Origin of the sequence: Floridaenema aerugineum BLCC-F46 (genome assembly GCF_041929345.1) — a bacterium.
In the GTDB taxonomy this organism is placed as follows: Bacteria; Cyanobacteriota; Cyanobacteriia; order Cyanobacteriales; family Aerosakkonemataceae; genus Floridanema; species Floridanema aerugineum.
On sequence record NZ_JBHFNQ010000105.1, the window covers coordinates 42,353 to 59,560 of the forward strand.

Below are 17,208 nucleotides of genomic sequence, written 5' to 3' on the forward strand. Positions count from 1 at the left end.
AATCACCGAAGAACCAAAGGTGGATAAAGTTGCGTTTCACCCATCAGATATTTCGCCAAAAGTCGTGATTGAATTTCAAAAGCTTCTTGATAGGTGCATTGTTTTTGTAATACCGGATGTTTGAATTTTGATTGTTTCTTTTGTTCGTACAACCTTAAGAAAGTTCGCAATCCTTCATCGGTAAGACGCACGGCATTACTCAGCGGTTCGGTGGTAAAATCTTTGGGGAAAAGCGATCGCTTATTCACCGCTGATAAAACCACAGCATCCACCACCAAAGGGCGAAATTCTTCCATCAAATCTAACGCTAAAGAAGGTCTTCCATAACGTTCGGTATGCAGATATCCTAAATAAGGATCGAAACCGACAATATTAACTGCACTTTGCAAATCATGCGCTAACAAAGAATAACCAAAACTCAACATAGCATTAATTGGATCGGTTGGAGGACGACGGCGACGGGATTCAAAACTAAAACCTTCGGCGCGAATTAATTTGTCAAAACTGCCAAAATAAGCCGCACTTCCCGCACCTTCCAAACCTCTTAAAGAATCAATGCTTTCGGTTTTGTCGATCGGTGCAATTACCTGTTCTAATCTAGTGATTGCATCTTGCAAATTCAAAGTTTCATTCTCTCTTTGAGCACGCAGGAAACTGTTTCGATAATTCTTCAATTTTCCGCGCACAAAACCTCGAACAATATGAGTAGCTTTTGATGGTTCTTGCATAACTTTCCATTGTGCCGATCGCACAAATATATTCTTGGTTAACTGTGGTTCCAAACGTCCTAAATACTTACCATTTGCGGTGAGAAAACTTAAAGGAATTTGCCGTTGTAACAATTCCATTAATGCTGCTGGGGAAATTGTCGATCGCCCCAACACCACCACACCATCCACCTTAATTAAAGGTACATCCAACAAAGTCTTTTTCTCGGCTTTTACCTGCAAACGTTCGTCAGTTTTGCCGATAAAACTTTCCTCTTGCGTGATATAAATTGTTCCCATTTCTTTGTTAATTCGCCTCCTGATAGCGATTAATTTTTGTCCCCACTTGGGGTAAACATTGCGAGTAAAAACTGCATCCTTGACAACGCTTAGAATAAATTGGTAAAGGCATTTTTCCCGTTTCTAAAAGCGTGGTGACTGACTGGATAGTGGCGATCGCTTCTTCCCGCAATTCCGAAGTAATTTTTACCTCTTGTCTTTGATGAGATTGAGCATAATAAACATAGCCCTTACTCACAGTTTTCCCCGTCATGTCTTCCAAACACAAAGCTTGTGCAGCAACCTGTAATTCATCATTATCAAATTCGCCTTTTTTGCCCCGTTTATATTCAACTGGATACCAACAACCTTGACTTTCTTCTACTAAGTCAGACTTGCCAATTAACCCATGCTTTTCTGACTTTAACCAAATCGCCCGAACTTGCCAAACTTCCTCCCTTTGTCCTTCGCCCAAAGTGTGAACTCGTTCGTGTAAACTAGTCCCTTCAATGGTGTATTGATTATCAATAAATTCCCCTGCACAAAACATTCGCCAGCAACGATGAGGACAATAACTGTATTGATTTAGGGATGCGATCGGAATATAATCATTTTGCATTTTTTATCCTCCTGACCATACCCATTCCCATCGGTGTTTTCCGTCCCACTCCGCTATAAATAGCAAAGTCAGCCAAAGCATTAATTTGTTTAATTTTCACAGGTTCAACTTCTCCTAAAATCCGAAAATTCATCATTCCCACACACCCGATAAATTTGCTTCGCGCATCGCTAACAACTTCGGTGTGAATATCAAAAAAACTGGGAAAAATCGGCTCAATTAAGTCTTCGGAAAACTCAATTCCGCTATGCTGATTCCACTTTCGCAGCAAACTATTAAACACCAAATCCTTAGTAGGTAAAGCTGTATCAAATTGCATTTGACGAAACGCAGTTGGCGTACAAAAAGCCAAATTAATCTGCCGTTCCTCCTCCGAAGCTTGAGCATAAATATCCGCATAAGTAGCGTAATTTGCCCAAGGAAAATCAGTATGAGGCGTACCTAAAATGCTGGTAATTTGTAAATTAGCTGGGCCTAAATGCCAAGGTTGTTCGGGATTAAGATTTAACCAAAGTTGCGTGAGATTGCCAAATAAGGAATCATTCAACAAAGCAATACGCCACCAGCAAAGAGTTCCCGATCGAATTGCAGATTTATGTTCATGTTGTAAGGTAAAATCATGAGAATTAGGGCGACCAATTTGTAGGGGACTAAGGGTAAAAGCTTTGTCAGTTTTTTGGTCGTGGAGATGGGTGCCCAAAGTGCGATCGACCGAACTTACCAAGTTTAAAAATAAAGCATGAAGATGTTTCCCTTTCAGGTATCCCGGAGGAATCGTAGATTGAGGAATTAGGGTAAGAATGAGGCTATGAGGCATGGAGTTTTAGTTAGTTAGAAAGCGGTTTAACTGAGATATTGCACCTGTGCTTTTAGCCCGCCCGGAAATCAATTTCCGGGCTAATAGCTCAAGTCCATTAAAATGGACTAAAGTTTTTGAATACTAACTTTAGTCCTCTTTAGAGGACTTTAGCTATGAGCCTGCGAATTGATTCGCAGGCGGATTGTGTGGACTAGTGCAATATCTGATTTGAGGAACAATTAATTCCGAAAACGATACTGCATTCGCGCCGGAATTTTTAGGCTATCTTTCATTCCTTCAAAAGTGTAATATTCTCCTCTCATCCGCACATTGCGAATTAAACTCACAGGCGGCATATTAATAGTGTCATAGCTCAATACTTGATTGGTGAACATCACATCAAGCGGATTGAGAGGATAAAGAAAAGTAAATTCACCCTCTTGATGTCGTTTAGGTTTTGGAAGTTCAGAAAGCGTTAATTCAGCCTTACTCATCCATTTACCTAAACGAATCCATTTTGGTAGTTTTAGAGCTTTTTCAGAAATAATGAAAAACTCAAACTCACTCTCTGGCGCAATTTCTTTTGCTCTCCCAAAACTGGGAATATTTTTCTGTGTTTTCTCCATCTCAATATGGTAATTGTTATTAGCATATTTCCAAGTATTGAGAATAGCAGCATGATTAACTGCTCTTGCGGGAGTCACATAAATTCCCTGCTGATTAAGCGGTGTTAAATGTTCCTCATATTTGGGAACTTGTTCGGGGCAAAAGTAGCGATAGGAATGTTCTTCAGAAACAGTAGTAGAATAGGTTTCACTATCTACTAATCCCAATGCGTAGCACAAAGCATAGTTGTGTAAAATTGGTTCTGTTTCGTACAATCGCCCAATTTCACGAGTTGCAAAATATAAGCTGTCGTGAAGTTCTAAAGTGCAGCGATAGATAATTGTCATTCTTTTTTACCTGCCTTTGCAGCTGCTTTCTTTTTACTAATATGTTTATCGGCGTAAGCTTTAGCTTCTGCATCAGCTTGTTGCAAAATTGCTTTGATTCCTTCCTCACTCCCAGTAAGGGTTTTCACTTCATCAAGTAGAGTTTTGAAGCTATCACCAATAAAGTCATTATGGACAATAAATTCTTCAGACATTAACTCCTCAATTGCTCTTTTTGCAGCAGCTATTACATCATCTTCATCCAATGGATCGGGAGAATTTAGAGTATTGTTTGCTTTCATTTGGTCATAAATTGCCTGAGTCCAACGCAGATTACTAGTAATTTCTCCATCGGCAAATACAACACCGATTAACTCATTTCTCACTCTACCTGTACGAGTAGTTTGTGCTCCGTAATGGCGAGTTCGCAAAATGTTATTAAATACGTAGAGAAATCCGGCTTCAGTTGGATCTTTTAAAGTCACAATGCTAGGGAAGAAAACTTGGGGAAGAATGTGATCTTGTTGGTTAATTCTGCTAGTTACTTCTCCAGGTTTAGAACCAGCTTCACCTTTAGATGCCATTGTGCCATTTTCGTAAGGAGCATTCAAGGTAAATGATTCATGAGATCGATCGAAAGCAGTAATCGAAAAGGCAGTATCAACTACAACTTTTGATTTTTCAGAACCAGAATCACCAATAGCAAATCCATAGATAATACAATCAGGATTATTCATAGCGAAATTAACATTGTATTCGCATTCTTCGGCTGTTATGAATCCGTAGTTACGAAGTAATTCTCGACCAACTAAGCGCTCAGGTGTAGATTGTTTACGCTTGAACATGGAAAGGCGACTGATAGGGGTTTTATTTTCAATTCCTGCTCTAACTCTTGCTTTGTTCAGTTCGCCATCTGTTTGAAATAATGGGTAAGATTCGGTAACTCGAATCGTAAGGAAGTGGACATATTTTCCCATTGGTTTGTAGGGAATTTCTTTGTGGAAAAACTTGGAATCTAGGGTTTTAAGGAATGTCATAATTCTCCTGAAATGGATAATGTAGATTAAATGTTTATGCGACCAAACATTGAACTAAAATTCGTATGAGAGGATCTAGATCGTCTGGAACTCGATAGATATCTAAGCCTTGTTGAATATGTTTTGTTGCTCGATTTAACCGTCCAAATTGCCAGATCTTTCCAGTTGTGACCGCACCAATTAAAGTAGATTTTGCTGGTGTTTTATCCCACTGATCGAGTGCAATCATTTCGGCTGTAAGTTGGGTAAAACCATAGTCTAAATCTTCTCGCTTTGCCTCAATTACTAAGATTTCTGATTCGGCTCTCAAAAGATAATCTAAGTAACCTTGAAGCTGTTCTGTGACTTTGAGAGGATATTCAATTCGTAGTTGAGCTTTGGTATAGTGAACCAGATCCAAAACCACTGGCGAAATCAAAATTTCTCGTCGAGAGGCTTCACTACCAAGACTTACAAAAGGCAAAATTTCTTCAATGCGCGATCGCAGTTCTTCTAACCGATCTAATTCCCCAGGATACTGAGGTAAATTGAGCCTAATTCGTTCAAATGTGTAGCCAAACTCAGTAACAAAATCTCCCGCATCAATTTGGAGTTCAAAGATTTTGCTGAACGTATAAGATTGATTGGGATTTAGTAGTTTCGACATAGCGAATACTCCTGATGAATCATCTTTGGAAACTCTTTCTTAAGTACAGGAATGGAAAGTCTAAATAAGTCACTACTCATCCTCCTCACTTATTGATTTATTGTCTTCAGAATCCTCCTCTGGTTCTTTTTTGTTCTGATGAGCTTTGTCATCTTCTAAACGATAAAGAAATTCACAAGTATCTCGAATTAAGTTTAGTTGACGACCTGCAATACGTGCGCGATCGCCTGCAAAAGATTTCTCAAATACATCCACCACAAAATACTGAGCAAAATCTAAAACCGCTTGTCTTTCTTCCTCACGGTTACTAATCACCCAGCGTCCTTCTGCGGTAGAAGCATGAACTCGATCCATCAATTTGAAAACTTCAGCAGCAACCGTTTGCACTAAACTTTCACCTTGAAATACAGTTGAATCAGCTTTGAGAATAGTTTCTGCTGCTAAATCAATTGGTTTCAAAACTGCATTAGCTTTGGGATTATATCGCTTGTTTGCTCGGTAAAACTTGCGAAAAAGCTCTGTGAGTTTTTTCGGATGGTTTAAAGGAGATTCTTCTCCCACAATCATTTCCTCCAAATTAGAATCAAATTTGCTGTAAGGGTCAAAGCAGGGATAGAAATAATAGGCGTAAAGCTTAATTTTTTCTACTTTTGCTGTTTCAATTCCCTGATTACGAACCCAACGATTTAAGTAACTGAAAACGTATAAAGGACTGGTTTCAAAATCCTTTGCTAATTCTGTAAATCTGCCCCAATTGGCATCATAACCTCCCTTACCTTGCTTGGCATTAACATCTAAATGAATTGCATAAGCAGCAGTGAGAACATTTAAAGGTGCCGGATGTTTGATATTGTTTTGATCTTGCCAACCTTCGAGGATGCTATCTAGGCGAAAGCGATCGCGTCCCACTAACACGCGAAATGCCTGTGGCGCACTATCGAGAAATACGCTTTCTTCAAACTCTGCGCCATCATTGAAAGGTGGAATAGGCGATTCTGAAACAACAGTTTTCACATCTAAAATCATCGGAAAAGTAAAACCTAACCAAGCTGGCATTACCCAAGACTCGGTATCAGTTGGATCTTTTCCTGGCGGTAATGCCATGAAATAGAATGTCAAAGGTTGATCTTCAGGATAGGAAAGTTTGAAGGTACGATCTCTCTTATATTCTCGATCGGTTTCTGGCAAACTTTTCTTATGTTCCAGATTTTCATCAATCAAAAAAGCATCTACATTTTGGTAGCGTTCTCTCTCCAAATGAGCATTCCAATCCTTAGTAATAAAATGATTACGAAGGCTGGTATCAAAGCGACTTTGGGCAATTCCATTATAAGCTTTTTGGAGAAACTTGTTAGTTTCAGGAGTAAAATAATAGGTTGGGTAAAAATAAAGATAGCGATATTTTCCATCTTCAAATCTCTTACCAACTGCCTGGGTTTGATTCATCAAAATTTGCCGCAACATCATTTCCACACCTGCAATACTAGAAATGTTCCGCTTGGCATTAGAACCACCTAACATTTGTTTGTTAGTGTAAACTTGCGGAGTGAATAAAACCGATGATTCCATCTGTTCTGTGACAGTGTAAGGAGAGTGAGAGATTGAGCAAATTAATTGCCTACCTCTACCTGATTTTTTAGCAGCATTGTAATTATCTAATTCCCGCAAAAATATATCTACACTATCAGTAACAGATTCACCTTCTTGAGTTGGTAACATCACAACTCGTTCTACCCAAAGCCGCAAATCATCCCAACCATCTGCTAACTCATATTGTGCAACAATTGGTTCAATTAAATCAGCAATATAAGCAATTACTTGTTCACAGTTTTCTCGGACGTTTTCAATGCCAGGGTTATGTTCTAAATATTTTGCTGCTAGGTAATACCATTCATAAGGAACGCCACCAGTATTACCTTTTAAACCATTGTCTTTTAGGCTTTCATTTATTCGTTGAATCTCTCGAATTTGTGGTAAGTATTCTGCTAATTCCCAAAATTCAGCGACTTTGTGAGTTAAGTCAAAGTTAGGAAATTCGGGTAATTTTTTGTTCTGTTTCCGTAAATTTAAAATCTTATCAAGCTTTTCACCCCAAATTTTACGGCTTACCAAATCACCAAATTCGGCAATTTGGTCAATGCGGATATCATCTGCAAATTTGAAGTCATAGTCAGATGATAATACGCCTTGTTGTTGAAACTTAACTAGGTTGTCACTGCGACTTTTAGCAACGGAATTTTTGTTAGCAGATAAGATGCGAAGGGTTGCATCTAAGGCTATTTCCATTAATTGTCGATCGCTACAAAACAGATTATAATATTCGGCATATTTCATCCCTTTACCATCTCGACCAAAACCTGTTTGTCGCAAGCGTAATTGTCCCGTACAAAGCTCTTTTATTTTGGTAACTACTTGGTTTGGTAAATCAGTAGTATCAATCGGAGGAGCATCTTTTTTAGCTAGATAAATTACACCTGTAGGCAAGTAGAGTAATGGTTCGTAGTAGATACAATCCTTTGCATTGAGATTAGTATGAGCTTCCATCAAAGTGTTGTTAACTACATTGGTTAAAACACCTCTATTTTCAGCAATACTGTGATAAGTGAATCGCAATTTACCATCGCTGAGATTGTGAATTAATTCGTTTAATCTAGAGTTTTCAGCATCTTGAGGATGTTTGATAATAGAAGCTAGAGAATCAGCTAAACAAGTTAGGTCACAAAGACTGCGAAGAATGCGATCTTTGAGAATTGGATTTAACCCAAATTCGGAAAAGTTCCAGTTAGTATCCCAGCGACGTTGTGCGTTATATGCCATGCAAAGCAAATCGTCTATGTAATCCCGATAAGCTTCTGGATTTTCAGGATTGATAAAATAGTTTAGTCCTAGTTTGCGAATTTTTTCGTCGATGATTTGACGGTGTTTTTCTAGTGATAATTTGCGGCAATCTTCGGGAGCATCAGGAAACTTTTCAAAGTCGTGGAGGATGAATCCAGCAATAACTAATCTACGTTCTCTTTCTCGCACAATTCGCTTGATAGTTGTGTCTAATTTTTCCAAACGTTGCTCGATTAAATTGGCTGGAAATAATCCATTTAATAAGTGAGTATTGAGAGATTGATCGGCAGCGTTGCGTCTGCTAATCGTTTTCCCTTGTGCGGCTAATTCTTTCTCTTTTTGCTCAAACCATTCACCACCTTTGGCGGTAACTCCGATCGCTATTTTCAGCAAATTTGGCAGCACATATTCGGCAAAATCCCACATTACTGAATCATCAGGATTTTGGGTTTTAATTGCTTCTCGCAGTAATTTGAGGGTAAGGAGTTCTCTTTGGGTGGTTTCGATCGTGCGATCGCTATCTCCATCAAACCCAAAATCATCAGAGAATAAATCATCAAATTGTTCAATATCCGATTCTGTTTCTTCATTTAATAAAGGTAATTCTTGCTTTCGCTTATCCGAGTTTTTACGATTCTTCGACATCTTCTATCTCCATTGAATCCAGGTAATTTTGTATCTCTGTAATATATTGTGGGTACTGTATCAATGCTTGCTGTAAAGCTCCATAAACTTTACTGGGGAGTAGGTCATCATAAAGATGAGCCAGTACATTGCGGAATTTTCCCGACTCAGCTAATTGCTCTGCTAACTCTCGTGAAATGAAGCCATTTTCGCCAGCAAGTTTGAATATTTCAGCATTAGTTAAAGCTTCAGAATCTCTCTTGAGGCTGATTCCCTTTACCTGCTTCAAGAGTATTTTGTTGATATCAATTGCGCCTTGAATAATCAGTTCTAAAAACCGTTCAATGGTTGCTTGTCTAATTTCATCCTGCTCATATTCCTCTAGCGTCAAATCTCTATAAGCTGCTAGAAAATTCAGCCGCTTTGCCATTCCAGCTAACTTTTTGCTAATTCCCTCAGCATCAAAATTGCTCATTTTACCAACCCTTTGAGAGACTCTTTAATTTTTTCTCTCTGCTGCTCTCGAAAAGTTTTCAATTCAGATGAAGTCATCAAAGCTTGTTGTTTAAATTGCTCAAATTCACCCGATTCTCGCTCATAAAGGAGTTTCCCATCACGAGCAATAGTATGAGCCATAATGTTCGAGCAATCATTTAAAATGACTACATCTACTTTGTTTTCTGGTAAGTCGAATACTGTCTCTAAAACTGACCAAATTTTTAGCCAATCCCATCCACTTTTTTCATGAATTTTACGAAGTTCTGGATCATAAAGTACGGCAAAATCCCAGTCGCTATCTTCATCTGCATTACCTTTAGCTCTAGATCCAAAGAGAATTAATAGCTTCAGGTGTGGAATTTGTTCTGCAACATCTGAGATTTTATCCAATAGTTTTTGCTCGTTCATAACACATCTTTTACAGAGTGATGTTTTGCTTGGAAGAAAAGAAAGGGAAGCCTTAACTAAATCTGCTGCATTTGTTTTAGGTAGTCTGTCCTTATTACCGCAAGCTGCTTATCAGCTTCCCTTCTCCATTCGAGATTTCCGAATGGTGGTTTTTGCCTTATAGAAAGCTTGAACGCCTAACGGATGCAAGCATCGGGTATAGCGAATCTCAGTTTCTGTACTTGAAGGCTTACGCCACCAAGTAAAGTTTAGCACCAATCTATCCAACTTTTTAAGTAAAGAATCTGAAGACCATTTCAAAATTCTGGTGAATTTTCTAGTATTATCTAAAGAGTGGAGGGCAAAGATACTGCCATTGCCGTATCGTTGGCAACGCAAAATCTCATCCCTATCAGGGATTGAAATTTCAGCTTCTGAACTTGTAGGCTGATGCCCTCCTACTTCACAAAAACGCTTTGAATCCCTATCAGGGCTTGAAACTAAGCGATCCATAATTCGCCTCCTTCACTTTTAAAGCGATAAGCAAGAGTATCGAGGAGTAACGCACTTTGCCCGAAGGCTACAGAATAAGGTGCGATCGCATCGTGAAAACTGTAGTTGTCGCTGATGGGATAAATTTGAAAGTGCATCGGTAGTCTTAGTCGCATCCGTACTTCGCTGACTGGGCGACGAATGACGTAACAAACTAAGCCTTCCTTTCTCAGACGTTTGTTGATTTCAGTTGCCCAACGGTTGTCAGGTTGCCAAATTTCAATGCCAGTCAGAACTTGAACTTTCCAAGCATCAGCGATCGGTGTCAAATCTCCGGGATAAGCAAACTTCCAGTTCGATCGCTCTTCTCGATAACTGTGCAACTTCATAAATGCTAGACAATGGGAAAAGCGTCCTTTGGGAATTGGTTGTCCTGTGCGTTGGGCGGTTTGCTGAAGCGATCGCATAAACCCTGCTTCTGTCCAAAGTTCTATTTGCAAATTGCTGAGAATTCCCGGTAAATCGTAAGTTTTAAAGCGATCGATTTCGTTAGTTTCTGTTAAATCATAAATTCCACATTGTAAAGGACTAGAACCGCGAAAACTACAAGCATCATCTGCAATGGGATTATTTTTTTTACCAGAAAGTTGATTCCATTCTTTTGCCCAACCGCTGATTTTTCCTCCGACTTTCCGCAAACTTGTATCAAAAACTTGTTCGCAAGCTTGTTGAAATTTCTCCCGACTTTCGGCATATTGCTGTTTAATTTTGGCATCTCCCAAATCCCAACATAACCGAAATGATTGCACTGCACCCCATCGGGAATAGTAACCGCGAAAATCATTAATTTGGCGATATTTTTCTCGAATAGTGTTGTTGAGGAAAATGCGATCGTAAATTCCTTCTGTTTGCAAAGGTGGTGCATCTCCATCAAACAACCGTTCTACGAGAAAATTGGGTACAAGTGTATAAGCAGTAAATCCATCAAATTTGATTTGAACACCATTTTTTTGATAACCATCATGTCTACCCAACCTTCCTAAACGCTGAATAAAATTCCCGGCATCTGATGATTCAAAAATCAGAAAATTAATTTTAAAATCTACTCCAATATCAATTGTACTAGTACCGAGAACTAAGTCAGCAGAAAGCGATCGCTCTTTTTCTCCCTTCCCCGATAATCCAGTATTTTCCCCAACAGTTAAACCATAAGGTTGCAAAAGTTCTTGAAAAAATGGAATCAGCCTTTTGACTGCGGCTATTGAGTTAAGAATAATTGCGCCTTTACTACCTGGATATTGTTGAAAATGAGTCAAAATCAAATTGCTATTTTCTCGCAGCCAAGTTTCCGAAGCCTTAGCAGCAGATTCCAAAGGAACAAAATTTAATTTTATTTCCCTGGCAACCTCTCGCCAATTTTCTGCTTTTAGTTGCTGTTGCAATGCTGATGTTTCTGGGAATTGGTATTTGTTTTGTTCAATTGGATCGATCAAATAACAACGAAAACCAGCTTTTTCTAAGCGTTCGATTAATTGAGTATTGGGTGTAGCTGAAAGAAACAGGAACTTTTTGCGATCGCCACTTTGCCGATTTAAGCCGCTAGTATAGCGAATTAACAACATCGTATTAATTACGCTGGCAATTTGTGGTTCTCCAAAAACGTGAAACTCGTCAAATATAAATAAGTCAAAATTTCGATCGATTCGATTCCACATTTTGTCACGGTTATCATCTTTGAGGACGTAAGCACCCCGATAAATATAATGAAAAATATCTGGATTAGTAACTAGAATTTCTGATTGTCCGGTACGAGTTGCGATCGCCCCTGCCTTTTTTAACCCTTCAGTTTCGGCATAAATTTCTAATTCCAAACTACTTAACCTGTTAGTGCGTGGCAGGTGTTCTGGTTTAAATGTTTCAATATAACTATTAATTTGGATTTCTTGATCGCGTGCTAGTTCGTTGGTTGGATAAAGTGCGATCGCACAATAATATTCTTGCAAACTTTTCAAATAAGCAGCAAGACTCTTTCCATCACCTGTCATTGCACTGTTGAGGATAACATCCATATTCGGATCGCTCAAAGCTTTAAAAGTTTCCGCTTGATGCCAGGAAAGTGACCAATCTTCCGGTAGCTTAACACCCTCCGGCACTTCCGTTGCTGGACAAGAGTAAACAGGTTTAAGTGTGATAAAGTTAGTATTCACAATTAGACTTCCAACTTATAGGTACGAATGTCAACATTTTCATCAAGTTTTAGCTTCACTTTGTTTCTACCTTTTCCTTGTTTCTATTCAAAGGAATGTCAACATAAGAATCTTTTGTAACTTCAGAAGCATAAGCAATACAAGCTAAAACATCGTCTCTTTCTATGTCTGGGTAAGCTTCCAAAATTTCCTCGATCGCCATTCCACCAGCTAAGTAATCCAGAATTAAAGACACCCAAATCCGATGTCCCCGAATGCAAGGTTTACCAAAACATATATTTGGGTCGATAGAAATTCTATGCAGCAAATTTTCCTTGGTCATTTCTGTTTCTCCGATCGCACTACAAAAAAGCCTTTCATCGTTTTCAGCTTATCCCCTGTCACGACTCTTGGAATTTCCTAAGCTTTACACTCATACTTTGTATTTAATGTGTAAAATCTATTTGTAAATTGAGTATGGCACAAGCAATGACGAAATGCAAGTACATTTTAAATTATTTTTAGAATGCCCAGAAAAAAAGAAACCCTAACCCTATCCGTTCCACCAGGAACCAAAGAGCAGCTAGAGTCGATCGCACGCCGTCTAGGAATCTTTTGGGGCAAAAGTCCCAGCCCATCGGGGTTGGTGGCTGCGATCGCGCAACAACAATTCCAAGTCGGTCGAGAAGCTTTAAGCCTGGATGAAGAGCAGGTGAAAGCCTTACGGCAAGCCACTAAACTGCTGATTGATGCAGGTCAAATCAAGGAAGCCGAAACTATAATTACACTTTTGCTGAATCAAGGCGACTTGGAAGCACCGATTCGGCAAGCCTTGTTGCAACAGCAGACTCAGCCGATTCAAGCTTGGCGCGATCGCATTGACGAACTAATCAAGGCTAAACAGTCTTTTCGCTTGAAATATCACAACTCGCCAAACCAAGATTTGGAATACACCGTCCGTTATGCACAAGTCCGGTTCTACGAAAAACGATTCTACTTACAAATTTGGTGCGAAGAGACAGCCGACGCATTGGCAGAAAACCCCGATTTACCAGAGGTTTGCCATAATCGCTGCTTACGATTTGAACGCATTCAAGACATTCAACCCATCTCAGATGTCTGGCGAGGAAGTTTCGATTCCCTAAAAGTGTACTTACAATTTAAAGGATGGTTAGCAAACGCTTATGAACCAAAAACCGAAGACATAGAAAACATAGTCTTAGGCGAGATTCGCCAAGTCGTGCGCCAAGTAGTCAATCCCTTTTGGCTACTGCGGGAAATCCGACGCTACGGCGAAGATTGCGTCATTGTAGGGCCTGAGAACATCAGAGAACGCTACAGGCGAGAACTGCGGAAGATTTGCAAATCTTACGACTTAGAACTCCCGTAAACAAGTAGGGTGCGTTAGTGCAACGTAACGCACCATCTTTTTTGAACCGCAAAGAACGCAAAGTAAACAAGTAGGGTGCGTTAGTGCAACGTAACGCACCATCTTTTTTGAACCGCAAAGAACGCAAAGAGCGCGAAGAAAGGTTAGCAAAGTTAGCTGACACTCTCCATGCAGCGACATTTCGAGCTATTCTTTACATGAAAAACATGACGGGATTTGGACAGAGGGCACAATGCAAACAGTAGAAGAAAAGGTCAACTCCCTGGCGGGAAAGCCAGCACCCGACGACATTTTGATTGATGTTGCTAAACTTTTAGACGAGTATTACACAGTTCATCCCGATCCCGCAAATCCGCTGCAAAAGGTGAGTTTTGGCACTTCGGGACATCGGGGTTCTTCCAGCAACGGGACTTTCAACGAAGACCACATTCTCGCGGTTTCCCAAGCTGTGGTGGAATATCGCCAGAGTCAGGGCATTAATGGCCCATTGTACATGGGAATGGATACTCACGCTCTTTCTGCGCCCGCACAAAAGACGGCTTTGGAAGTGTTAGCGGCGCACGGGGTAGAGGTTTACATTGCAGCCGGGGAAGGATATGCTCAATTTACGCCAACTCCGGTGGTTTCTTATGCCATTCTCGCCTACAACCAAGGCAAAACCACTGGTTTAGCAGATGGAATTATCATCACACCTTCGCACAATCCCCCTTCTGACGGTGGTTTTAAATATAATCCCCCTTCTGGAGGCCCTGCGGAACCAGAAATTACTAAATGGGTGCAAGAAAGAGCGAATGAATTGTTAGCAAATAACAATCGGGATGTGCGGCGCATTTCTTATGAAACGGCGTTGAAAGCATCAACAACTCATTTTTATGATTTCATTACTCCCTACGTCAATGACTTAGAAAATGTAGTTGATATTGATGTAATTCGATCGGCAGGACTTCGCATAGGTGCCGATCCTTTGGGTGGTTCTAATATAGCTTATTGGGAACCAATTGCCGATCGCTACAACCTCAACATCACCTTAGTTAACAAAACCGTAGACCCAACTTTCCGGTTTATGACCGTAGATTGGGATGGTAAAATTCGCATGGATTGTTCTTCTCCTTATGCGATGGCGAGTTTAGTCAAATTTAAAAATGATTATGACATCGCTTTTGGTAATGATACCGATTCCGACAGACATGGAATTGTTACCCCTAGTGTGGGATTAATGAATCCGAATCATTTCCTATCTGTAGCGATTTGGTATTTGTTTACTAATCGTACAGGTTGGTCGGGAGAAAGTGCGATCGGGAAAACTTTAGTTAGTAGTAGTATGATCGATCGCGTAGCTAAAGAAATCAACCGCAAACTCAGCGAAGTACCCGTAGGTTTCAAATGGTTTGTTGACGGTTTATTAGACGGTTCCTTTGGTTTTGGCGGAGAAGAAAGTGCCGGGGCTTCATTCTTACGCAAAAATGGTACAGTTTGGACAACCGACAAAGACGGAATTATCATGGATCTGTTAGCCGCAGAAATCACCGCCAAAACCGGAAAAGATCCAGGCTTACATTATCAAGATTTAACCGCACGTTTGGGTACACCTTACTACAAACGCATTGACTCACCCGCCACTCCCGAACAAAAAGCACGCTTGGGTAAACTCTCCCCAGAAGATGTGAAAGCAGGAACAATGGCGGGAGATCAAATCACAGCGAAACTCACCAAAGCGCCAGGAAATAATGCCTCAATCGGCGGACTAAAAGTAACCACAGAAAATGGTTGGTTTGCTGCACGTCCTTCCGGCACAGAAAACGTTTATAAAGTGTATGCCGAAAGCTTCCAAAGCGAAAGTCACCTAGAACAAATCTTGCAAGAAGCACAACAAATAGTCACCGACGCACTTTAGGCAAAAGCGCAGAGGAGAAGATTAAACTAATTTTCTCCTCTCTCCAAATTGTCGAATTTGAAAGTGAAACAATCTCCAGCAACTCACAGTAAATCTGAATCTAAATCTGTGTTCATCTGTGTTCATCTGTGGACATCTGTGGTAAAAAAAAATTATTCATCTTGGGAGTGGGGATTGTGCGCTCGATAACGCCGCATCCCCTTAGAAAGATAAGCAATCAAAAAAGTAGTCAACCCCATCATTGCAAAATTATAAGAATGACTGAACCAAGTAGCTATGCCAATTACCAATAAACCCAGTAGCAAATATTTAACCTTATTAGACATTTTCTAAACAACCTTTTACTTTAATGAATTTTGAACCGCGTTCGCGTAGCGGTGCGTAGCACTTAGACGCGATAGCGAAGCGAAACGCGATAGCGTTTTAGGACACGAAGGAAGAAGAAGAAAGAGGATATTACAAATCAAAGCAGGTATGAGAAAAATTGAGTAAAATTAGACAAGTTATCAATTCTATTTAAACATACAGAGATGAAAAGATTCAGGCTCATCAAAAAGAAAAACTCAGCTTTAATCATTTTATTTACCATATCAATTTTACTCCTTAGCTGGCTAATTTCCCCAGTAATTCCCCGAATGCTGGCAACCCAGTCAAAAACTTTTAATTCTGTCTGGGAAACTGTTAATAATAACTTTTACGACCCGAAATTTAATGGCGTAGATTGGAAAGCAATGCAATCCAAATATGCACCCCAAATTAGTAAGACTCAAACAACCGACGAAGCAGCAGTTATCATCAATCAAATGTTGGGGCAATTAAACACTTCTCACACTAGATTTTACACCCAAAACGAGCCAGCTTACTATCAAATTTTGGGCATTTTCGCCCCGATGAATCAAGAATTACAAAAGCAATTAAAGACTATCTTTCCATCAGGAAAGATTGAATACAGCGATATTGGCATTTATACCAAAAACATTAACAACAAAACTTTTATTTATACCATTTTAGACGGTTCTCCCGCAGCTAAAGCAGGACTAAAAATAGGCGATGAAATAATTAGTGTTGATAATCAACCATTTCATCCAACTCAGTCTTTTTCCGGGAAAGCAGGACAAAAAGTTACCCTAAAAATTCAGCGTCAAGCTAATGCTAATAGCCAGCAAGAAATTACAGTAACGCCGAAAATGTTTGATACAACTACCATGTTTTTAGATGCTCAAATAGCTAGTACACAAATCATTGAAAGACAAGGGAAAAAAATCGGTTATGTTCACATTTGGTCTTATGCTGGCGACCAATATCAACAACAATTAGAAGACGATTTAATTTATGGACGGTTAAAAGATGCAGATGCCTTAGTTTTAGATTTGCGCGATGGTTGGGGTGGTGCGCCAATGGGTGCTTTAAATATCTTTTTAGCACAGCCAGGATTTTCCTTAACAAACATCAACCGCAATGGGAGACGCAGCACTTATCATTCCGCTTGGGAAAAGCCAGTAGTAATGTTAGTAAATGAAGGAAGTCGCAGCGCCAAAGAAGTGCTTGCTTATGGTTTTCAAAAAGCGAAAATTGGCTCATTAGTTGGCACTAAAACGGCTGGTGCAGTAGTCGCAGGTCGTCCTTTTTTACTAGCAGATGGAACCTTGCTTTATGTCGCAGTTGCAGATGTTTATGTTGATGAAAATCAACGTTTAGAAGGAAAGGGCGTAACTCCCGATATTGTAGTACCTTTTCCCATTGAATATGCCCAAGGAAATGACCCGCAAAAGGAAAGGGCGATTAGGGAGGCGTTAGCAAAACTATAAAATTGGCTGATTCTCGATTACAATAATTAAAAAAAGTACGTTGTTGCGCTTCAGCGCTTTTCTTTAGCGCTG

Annotated in this window: 16 protein-coding genes; 3 read left to right on the plus strand and 13 right to left on the minus strand. The window is 39.8% G+C overall.

Annotated features, from left to right (window positions below; genetic code table 11):
* Positions 1-2: 2 nt before the first annotated feature.
* From cas1d to ACE1CC_RS13825, 12 genes are all read right to left on the minus strand, one after another.
* Positions 3-1,007, minus strand: a complete 1,005-nt coding sequence (cas1d, locus tag ACE1CC_RS13770; RefSeq protein ID WP_413271005.1) for a type I-D CRISPR-associated endonuclease Cas1d — start codon at positions 1,005-1,007, stop codon at positions 3-5.
* A gap of 7 nt (positions 1,008-1,014) precedes the next feature.
* The gene (gene cas4, locus ACE1CC_RS13775; protein ID WP_413271006.1) at positions 1,015-1,605 is read right to left on the minus strand and encodes a CRISPR-associated protein Cas4; all 591 of its coding nucleotides are present in this window, start codon (positions 1,603-1,605) and stop codon (positions 1,015-1,017) included.
* On the minus strand, positions 1,595-2,422 hold the full coding sequence (cas6, locus tag ACE1CC_RS13780; RefSeq protein ID WP_413271007.1) for a CRISPR-associated endoribonuclease Cas6: 828 nt from the start codon (positions 2,420-2,422) through the stop codon (positions 1,595-1,597). Before cas6 ends, cas4 begins: the two co-directional genes overlap by 11 nt.
* Positions 2,423-2,643: 221 nt before the next feature.
* Entirely contained in the window at positions 2,644-3,357 is a 714-nt protein-coding gene (gene cas5d / locus ACE1CC_RS13785) for a type I-D CRISPR-associated protein Cas5/Csc1 (RefSeq protein WP_413271008.1), read from the minus strand.
* Positions 3,354-4,373 (minus strand): type I-D CRISPR-associated protein Cas7/Csc2, encoded by a 1,020-nt coding sequence (cas7d, locus tag ACE1CC_RS13790; RefSeq protein WP_413271009.1) that lies wholly within the window; start codon positions 4,371-4,373, stop codon positions 3,354-3,356. Before cas7d ends, cas5d begins: the two co-directional genes overlap by 4 nt.
* A 34-nt stretch (positions 4,374-4,407) precedes the next feature.
* Positions 4,408-5,019, minus strand: a complete 612-nt coding sequence (locus tag ACE1CC_RS13795; RefSeq protein WP_413271010.1) for a hypothetical protein — start codon at positions 5,017-5,019, stop codon at positions 4,408-4,410.
* Between the two features lie 72 nt (positions 5,020-5,091).
* Positions 5,092-8,502: a type I-D CRISPR-associated protein Cas10d/Csc3 gene (gene cas10d, locus ACE1CC_RS13800; protein WP_413271011.1), complete on the minus strand. Its 3,411-nt coding sequence runs from the start codon at positions 8,500-8,502 to the stop codon at positions 5,092-5,094.
* Positions 8,486-8,956, minus strand: coding sequence for a type VII toxin-antitoxin system HepT family RNase toxin (gene hepT, locus ACE1CC_RS13805; RefSeq protein ID WP_413271012.1), 471 nt, complete (start codon positions 8,954-8,956; stop codon positions 8,486-8,488). Before hepT ends, cas10d begins: the two co-directional genes overlap by 17 nt.
* The gene (mntA, locus tag ACE1CC_RS13810; protein ID WP_413271013.1) at positions 8,953-9,387 is read right to left on the minus strand and encodes a type VII toxin-antitoxin system MntA family adenylyltransferase antitoxin; all 435 of its coding nucleotides are present in this window, start codon (positions 9,385-9,387) and stop codon (positions 8,953-8,955) included. Before mntA ends, hepT begins: the two co-directional genes overlap by 4 nt.
* Before the next feature lie 111 nt (positions 9,388-9,498).
* A complete protein-coding gene (locus tag ACE1CC_RS13815; protein ID WP_413271014.1) occupies positions 9,499-9,879 on the minus strand; it encodes a hypothetical protein in 381 nt (126 codons plus the stop codon).
* Positions 9,867-12,068, minus strand: coding sequence for a type I-D CRISPR-associated helicase Cas3' (gene cas3, locus ACE1CC_RS13820; RefSeq protein WP_459563843.1), 2,202 nt, complete (start codon positions 12,066-12,068; stop codon positions 9,867-9,869). The genes ACE1CC_RS13815 and cas3 overlap by 13 nt, the downstream gene beginning before the upstream one ends.
* A gap of 52 nt (positions 12,069-12,120) precedes the next feature.
* Complete coding sequence (locus ACE1CC_RS13825; protein WP_413271016.1) at positions 12,121-12,387, minus strand: DUF433 domain-containing protein; 267 nt, start codon at positions 12,385-12,387, stop codon at positions 12,121-12,123.
* A gap of 183 nt (positions 12,388-12,570) precedes the next feature.
* Here ACE1CC_RS13825 and ACE1CC_RS13830 point away from each other — a divergent pair, with 183 nt between their 5' ends.
* The gene (locus ACE1CC_RS13830) at positions 12,571-13,434 is read left to right on the plus strand and encodes a helix-turn-helix transcriptional regulator (protein ID WP_413271017.1); all 864 of its coding nucleotides are present in this window, start codon (positions 12,571-12,573) and stop codon (positions 13,432-13,434) included.
* Between the two features lie 232 nt (positions 13,435-13,666).
* Positions 13,667-15,328, plus strand: a complete 1,662-nt coding sequence (gene pgm, locus ACE1CC_RS13835; protein WP_413271018.1) for a phosphoglucomutase (alpha-D-glucose-1,6-bisphosphate-dependent) — start codon at positions 13,667-13,669, stop codon at positions 15,326-15,328.
* Between the two features lie 152 nt (positions 15,329-15,480).
* Here the strand turns inward: pgm and ACE1CC_RS13840 are convergent, their stop codons facing one another.
* Positions 15,481-15,654: a hypothetical protein gene (locus ACE1CC_RS13840; RefSeq protein WP_413271019.1), complete on the minus strand. Its 174-nt coding sequence runs from the start codon at positions 15,652-15,654 to the stop codon at positions 15,481-15,483.
* Between the two features lie 204 nt (positions 15,655-15,858).
* On the opposite strand from ACE1CC_RS13840, the gene ACE1CC_RS13845 reads away from it, so the two are divergent.
* The gene (locus ACE1CC_RS13845; RefSeq protein ID WP_413271020.1) at positions 15,859-17,136 is read left to right on the plus strand and encodes a S41 family peptidase; all 1,278 of its coding nucleotides are present in this window, start codon (positions 15,859-15,861) and stop codon (positions 17,134-17,136) included.
* Positions 17,137-17,208 lie beyond the last annotated feature (72 nt).

What these genes read in the sequence shown, in the direction of transcription:
- cas6 (WP_413271007.1), bottom strand. Translation starts at nt 2,422, where the DNA reads ATGCCTCATAGCCTCATTCTTACCCTAATTCCTCAATCTACGATTCCT.
- cas4 (WP_413271006.1), bottom strand. Translation starts at nt 1,605, where the DNA reads ATGCAAAATGATTATATTCCGATCGCATCCCTAAATCAATACAGTTAT.
- cas1d (WP_413271005.1), bottom strand. Translation starts at nt 1,007, where the DNA reads ATGGGAACAATTTATATCACGCAAGAGGAAAGTTTTATCGGCAAAACT.
- ACE1CC_RS13845 (WP_413271020.1), top strand. Translation starts at nt 15,859, where the DNA reads ATGAAAAGATTCAGGCTCATCAAAAAGAAAAACTCAGCTTTAATCATT.
- ACE1CC_RS13815 (WP_413271014.1), bottom strand. Translation starts at nt 9,879, where the DNA reads ATGGATCGCTTAGTTTCAAGCCCTGATAGGGATTCAAAGCGTTTTTGT.
- ACE1CC_RS13825 (WP_413271016.1), bottom strand. Translation starts at nt 12,387, where the DNA reads ATGACCAAGGAAAATTTGCTGCATAGAATTTCTATCGACCCAAATATA.
- cas5d (WP_413271008.1), bottom strand. Translation starts at nt 3,357, where the DNA reads ATGACAATTATCTATCGCTGCACTTTAGAACTTCACGACAGCTTATAT.
- ACE1CC_RS13840 (WP_413271019.1), bottom strand. Translation starts at nt 15,654, where the DNA reads ATGTCTAATAAGGTTAAATATTTGCTACTGGGTTTATTGGTAATTGGC.
- cas7d (WP_413271009.1), bottom strand. Translation starts at nt 4,373, where the DNA reads ATGACATTCCTTAAAACCCTAGATTCCAAGTTTTTCCACAAAGAAATT.
- cas10d (WP_413271011.1), bottom strand. Translation starts at nt 8,502, where the DNA reads ATGTCGAAGAATCGTAAAAACTCGGATAAGCGAAAGCAAGAATTACCT.
- ACE1CC_RS13830 (WP_413271017.1), top strand. Translation starts at nt 12,571, where the DNA reads ATGCCCAGAAAAAAAGAAACCCTAACCCTATCCGTTCCACCAGGAACC.
- mntA (WP_413271013.1), bottom strand. Translation starts at nt 9,387, where the DNA reads ATGAACGAGCAAAAACTATTGGATAAAATCTCAGATGTTGCAGAACAA.
- ACE1CC_RS13795 (WP_413271010.1), bottom strand. Translation starts at nt 5,019, where the DNA reads ATGTCGAAACTACTAAATCCCAATCAATCTTATACGTTCAGCAAAATC.
- hepT (WP_413271012.1), bottom strand. Translation starts at nt 8,956, where the DNA reads ATGAGCAATTTTGATGCTGAGGGAATTAGCAAAAAGTTAGCTGGAATG.
- pgm (WP_413271018.1), top strand. Translation starts at nt 13,667, where the DNA reads ATGCAAACAGTAGAAGAAAAGGTCAACTCCCTGGCGGGAAAGCCAGCA.